This window comes from Brunnivagina elsteri CCALA 953 (assembly GCF_002289455.1).
GTDB lineage: Bacteria > Cyanobacteriota > Cyanobacteriia > Cyanobacteriales > Nostocaceae > Brunnivagina > Brunnivagina elsteri.
In genome coordinates, this window is record NZ_NTFS01000519.1 from 1 (window position 1) to 3931 (window position 3931).

Annotated in this window: 6 protein-coding genes; 4 read left to right on the plus strand and 2 right to left on the minus strand. The window is 39.5% G+C overall.

Annotated elements, in window-relative coordinates:
- The first annotated feature begins 163 nt into the window (after positions 1 to 163).
- The 3 genes from CK510_RS27550 to CK510_RS27560 all read left to right on the plus strand — a co-directional run bounded on the left by CK510_RS27550 (position 164) and on the right by CK510_RS27560 (position 1782).
- Positions 164 to 427, plus strand: a complete 264-nt coding sequence (locus CK510_RS27550) for a ParB N-terminal domain-containing protein (RefSeq protein ID WP_095724691.1) — start codon at positions 164 to 166, stop codon at positions 425 to 427.
- A 70-nt stretch (positions 428 to 497) separates the two neighbouring features.
- Positions 498 to 983 (plus strand): Dps family protein, encoded by a 486-nt coding sequence (locus tag CK510_RS27555; protein WP_095724692.1) that lies wholly within the window; start codon positions 498 to 500, stop codon positions 981 to 983.
- 154 nt (positions 984 to 1137) lie between these two features.
- Positions 1138 to 1782, plus strand: coding sequence for a helix-turn-helix domain-containing protein (locus CK510_RS27560; protein WP_095724695.1), 645 nt, complete (start codon positions 1138 to 1140; stop codon positions 1780 to 1782).
- Between the two features lie 4 nt (positions 1783 to 1786).
- On the opposite strand, the gene CK510_RS27565 is transcribed toward CK510_RS27560, so the two are convergent.
- Positions 1787 to 2089, minus strand: coding sequence for a hypothetical protein (locus tag CK510_RS27565; RefSeq protein ID WP_143289467.1), 303 nt, complete (start codon positions 2087 to 2089; stop codon positions 1787 to 1789).
- Between the two features lie 190 nt (positions 2090 to 2279).
- Here CK510_RS27565 and CK510_RS27570 point away from each other — a divergent pair, with 190 nt between their 5' ends.
- Positions 2280 to 2612: an STAS domain-containing protein gene (locus tag CK510_RS27570; protein WP_211293324.1), complete on the plus strand. Its 333-nt coding sequence runs from the start codon at positions 2280 to 2282 to the stop codon at positions 2610 to 2612.
- Positions 2613 to 2621: 9 nt separating this feature from the next.
- On the opposite strand, the gene CK510_RS27575 is transcribed toward CK510_RS27570, so the two are convergent.
- On the minus strand, positions 2622 to 3758 hold the full coding sequence (locus CK510_RS27575; protein WP_095724694.1) for a PP2C family protein-serine/threonine phosphatase: 1137 nt from the start codon (positions 3756 to 3758) through the stop codon (positions 2622 to 2624).
- Positions 3759 to 3931 lie beyond the last annotated feature (173 nt).

The window sequence follows — 3931 nt, forward strand, 5'->3', positions numbered from 1 at the left end:
CCCTCATTCTTATTGTAGTCATTTTGTAACATAAATAATTCAAATATTTAGAAAGCGACTTTCATTCAAAAATTTATTTATAACAGTTGCAAACTGAAGTCATAACGAGTATGATTTAATTGAAGAAAAGAAAGAGAAAAGTTAATTAGCGAACAATAATATTATGGTACAAGTCCAAGAAATACCATTAAACCAGATTCGACGACCCTTGCCCCGTCAGAACGACCAAGAAAAAGTAAAAGCCTTGATGGCATCAATAGCAGAAATCGGACAACAAGAACCAATAGACGTACTAGAAGTAGAAGGACTATATTATGGCTTTTCAGGTTGCCATCGTTATGAAGCATGTCAGCGTCTAGGTAAAGATACTATTTTAGCCAGAGTTCGTAAAGCACCTCAAAGCGTACTCAAAATGCATATTGCTTAGGAATTCCCAATCCCTTGACTAATGAGCAACAACCAGTAACTAATAATTAATAGGAATCAGGAGAAATTTTATGGCAACTCAAGCTACTTCTGTAAATATCGGTATTGATGACGGTAAAAGGGCAAAAATTGCCGAAGGATTGTCGCGTCTTTTGGCAGACACTTACACGTTGTATCTGAAAACCCATAATTTCCATTGGAATGTAACAGGACCGATGTTTCAGACATTACATTTGATGTTTGAGACACAGTATACAGAGTTAGCGCTAGCTGTAGACTTAATTGCCGAAAGAATTCGTGCCCTTGGCTATCCTGCCCCTGGGACATATAGTGAATATGCGAAACTCAGTTCAATTGCAGAAACTCCAGGAGTGCCGAAAGCTAAAGAGATGATTCGCTTGCTAGTGGAAGGGCAAGAAGCGATCGTACGAACAGCACGGTCGATTTTCCCCCTAATCGAAGAAGTCAATGACGAACCGACAGCTGACTTGCTCACACAGCGAATGCAAGTCCATGAAAAAACAGCTTGGATGTTGCGGAGTCTTTTGGAAGAATAGTTAGGAGTTAGGGGTTAGGAGTTAGGAGTTAGGAGTTAGGAGTTAGGAGTTAGGAATGTAGAGACGCGATATATTGCGTCTCTCATAAATTGCAAATTGCGAATTGCGAATTGCGAATTGCGAATTGCCCATTGCCCATTGCCCATTACCCAATATGATAGACTTCACCCCTAAACTACAAAATTTAATTCAGCAAGTTGGTATTTCCAGCTTGAAAGCACTGAGTCGCGTTACTGGTGTTTCGGAAAGACAAATTTTGCGGTTACGACGGGGTGAAGTCGAACAAATGAGGGTGAAGGTTTTACTTCAGCTTTCGCAAGTATTACAGGTTAGTTTAGACGAACTAATTACAATATTCTCACAACAAAGCTCCTTATCCCCACTCCCCAATCAAGAAGGATTATGCAAGCGAATTGCTGATTTGGAACGGGAATATTCGCTGTTACAGGAGCAAATCGCACAACAAAGCCACATATTACAGCAACAATTCCAGCAGGAGAGTTTACAATTGCTGGAATCTTTTTTGGTACAATTTCCCACAGCAGCGCAGAAAGCAAGGGAAAACCCACAATTACCCGCAGTGAATATCCTGCCTTTGATACAAAAGCCACTCGAAAAGCTATTGCAAGCTTGGGATGTGGAAGTAATGGAAAAAGTAGGTGATGAATTACCATACGAACCTCAATTTCACCAGCTAATAAGGGGAAACGCACAACCTGGGGATAATGTGAAAGTACTAAATGTTGGTTATCGTCAAGGTGAAAAGTTGCTGTATCGAGTCAGAGTTTTTACTGAGTGAGGTGTCAAACGGAAAATTCCCATAACCTGGTTAAGGGAACACCAAGAAATAAATTCTCCACAATTGTAGGGGTGGGGTGAGTCCACTTGGCGGTGTCGGTTTCCGTCCCCGAAGTTTGCTCAACGCGGGGAACCCGCGCACGCAACTTCTCTTCGTCAAAGTGGCGTTGGCGAAGCCTGCGCTTTGCGCTTACCTGAAAGGTCTCCTCACCCTTCATGTGATAGTGTTGGTAAGTATATGAGAAAGAAGATTTTATTTTCTGGAAGTACCTAACTGCGATCGCGCTTTTCTTTATTGGATACAACATAAATAAGGCTAAACAACCGTTTACCTCTAAAATATAGGGAAAAAATTGACCCTAGCAACTACCGTAATAATTGGCAGTAAATGGTCAAGAATGATACTTTATGGCAAGTTGGCAACAATTTTTTAAATGAACTATCATAAACAAGTAATAGAAAATCAAGATACCATTTTTATAAGTAATTTCACCAAACATGTTGACAGAACAAGTACAAATTTTTCAACCAAGTGGAAGTTTAGATGCGACTAAATCACAAGCATTCCGGCAAGAAATTACGGGATTTGTGGAAAATGGCACGAAAATTGTTTTAGTTGACCTGAAAAATGTCACTTTTATGGATAGTTCTGGTTTAGGTGCTTTGGTTCTGGCATTTAAGACTTTGAGAGCTGCAAATAGTAAATTAGTGCTTTGCTCGATTAATGAGCAAATTCGCATATTATTTGAACTCACGGGAATGGATAAAGTTTTTGAAGTTTTTTCCGATCGTGATGAGTTTCAAAAGTCATTAATGACAAAGATTAAATAGCCAAAATTATTAGCTAAAATCTATTCTCAGAATTGACAAATCATCATCAAAAGCCTCTTTGACATTCAATGCTGTCAGGTATTGGATAACATCATTTAATTCAGCATCAAAGGAATGATGCGAACTCACAAGTTTACGAATAAATGCTTCTAAACCCCAAAGGCTGCCATTACTAAGGGTAATTTCATAAGCACCATCACTAAAAAGGTAGAGACTGCTCTGTTCTTCGATTGTGCAAAAACCATCAATATACTTTGCATCCGGAAACATACCAACTGGCATTCCTGAAGTTCTTAATAACTTGACTTCAGTGCTGGTGGTTGATTTACCGGATATTAATATACCTGGTGGATGTCCTGCGCTTGAATATATTAATTGACGTTTGACGCGGTTGTAAACACCGTACCAAATCGTAAAATATTTATCATTTTGATAGTTCATTTGAAAGGTTTCATTTAGTGCTTTGAGTACTTCACTGGGTTGATAGTAGTTGAGATTTTGCAAAGCACGCGATCGCAATAAATTTAGGACTGAAATTGAGGGTAAGGTGGCTTTTAAACCATGTCCAGCAGCATCTAGCAGGTATAATGCTAAATAATCCGGATCGAGCCAATAGTAGTCAAAACAGTCACCTCCAAGTTGACGTGAAGGTATAAATTTATATTTAATGTTGAGGGGTTTAGATACGGGAGGTGGTAACAATGAACAAACGTACTCAGCAGCTTCCGTAAGTTCATCTTCGAGCATTTGCTTTTGCGTTTGCAAATCCTGACTCAGTTGATGCAATCGCAATCCCGCTCTGACTCTTGCTTGGAGTTCGTTTTGTTCGATGGGTTTGGTAATAAAGTCATCTGCTCCAGCATCTAATCCTTTGACGCGATCGGCAACCGAGTCGAGGGATGTAAGTAATATAAAAAACGTTGTGGACAGGTTCGGTTCTGCTTTGATTAGCTGGCAAACATCGATACCACTTAATCCTGGCATCATCCAATCGCAAATAATCAGTGCTGGTTGGGTAGCGTAAGCTTGAGCGATTCCATCTTCACCATTGCTAGCAGCGACTACCTTATAACCTTGCCTTACCAACATCCGCTTTAAAAATGTTAGTACAGCAAAGTCATCGTCAATTACCAAGATTTGATACATAAAAGGTAGTCGGTTTGTTGTGTGGAAGCACCATCAGAGATAGTTGTGAGAAATATTTGTGAGAAATAGTTGTGAGAAATATTAATACATTTCGTCAATTAATTACATTTATACTACGGCTTAAAACTTTACTAATATAGAACCCCTCTCCAACCTTTCCCCTTACCAAGGGG

Excerpts from the sequence above, each read along its gene's own strand:
- CK510_RS27550 (WP_095724691.1), top strand. The coding sequence starts at position 164 with ATGGTACAAGTCCAAGAAATACCATTAAACCAGATTCGACGACCCTTG.
- CK510_RS27555 (WP_095724692.1), top strand. The coding sequence starts at position 498 with ATGGCAACTCAAGCTACTTCTGTAAATATCGGTATTGATGACGGTAAA.
- CK510_RS27560 (WP_095724695.1), top strand. The coding sequence starts at position 1,138 with ATGATAGACTTCACCCCTAAACTACAAAATTTAATTCAGCAAGTTGGT.
- CK510_RS27565 (WP_143289467.1), bottom strand. The coding sequence starts at position 2,089 with ATGTTGTATCCAATAAAGAAAAGCGCGATCGCAGTTAGGTACTTCCAG.
- CK510_RS27570 (WP_211293324.1), top strand. The coding sequence starts at position 2,280 with ATGTTGACAGAACAAGTACAAATTTTTCAACCAAGTGGAAGTTTAGAT.
- CK510_RS27575 (WP_095724694.1), bottom strand. The coding sequence starts at position 3,758 with ATGTATCAAATCTTGGTAATTGACGATGACTTTGCTGTACTAACATTT.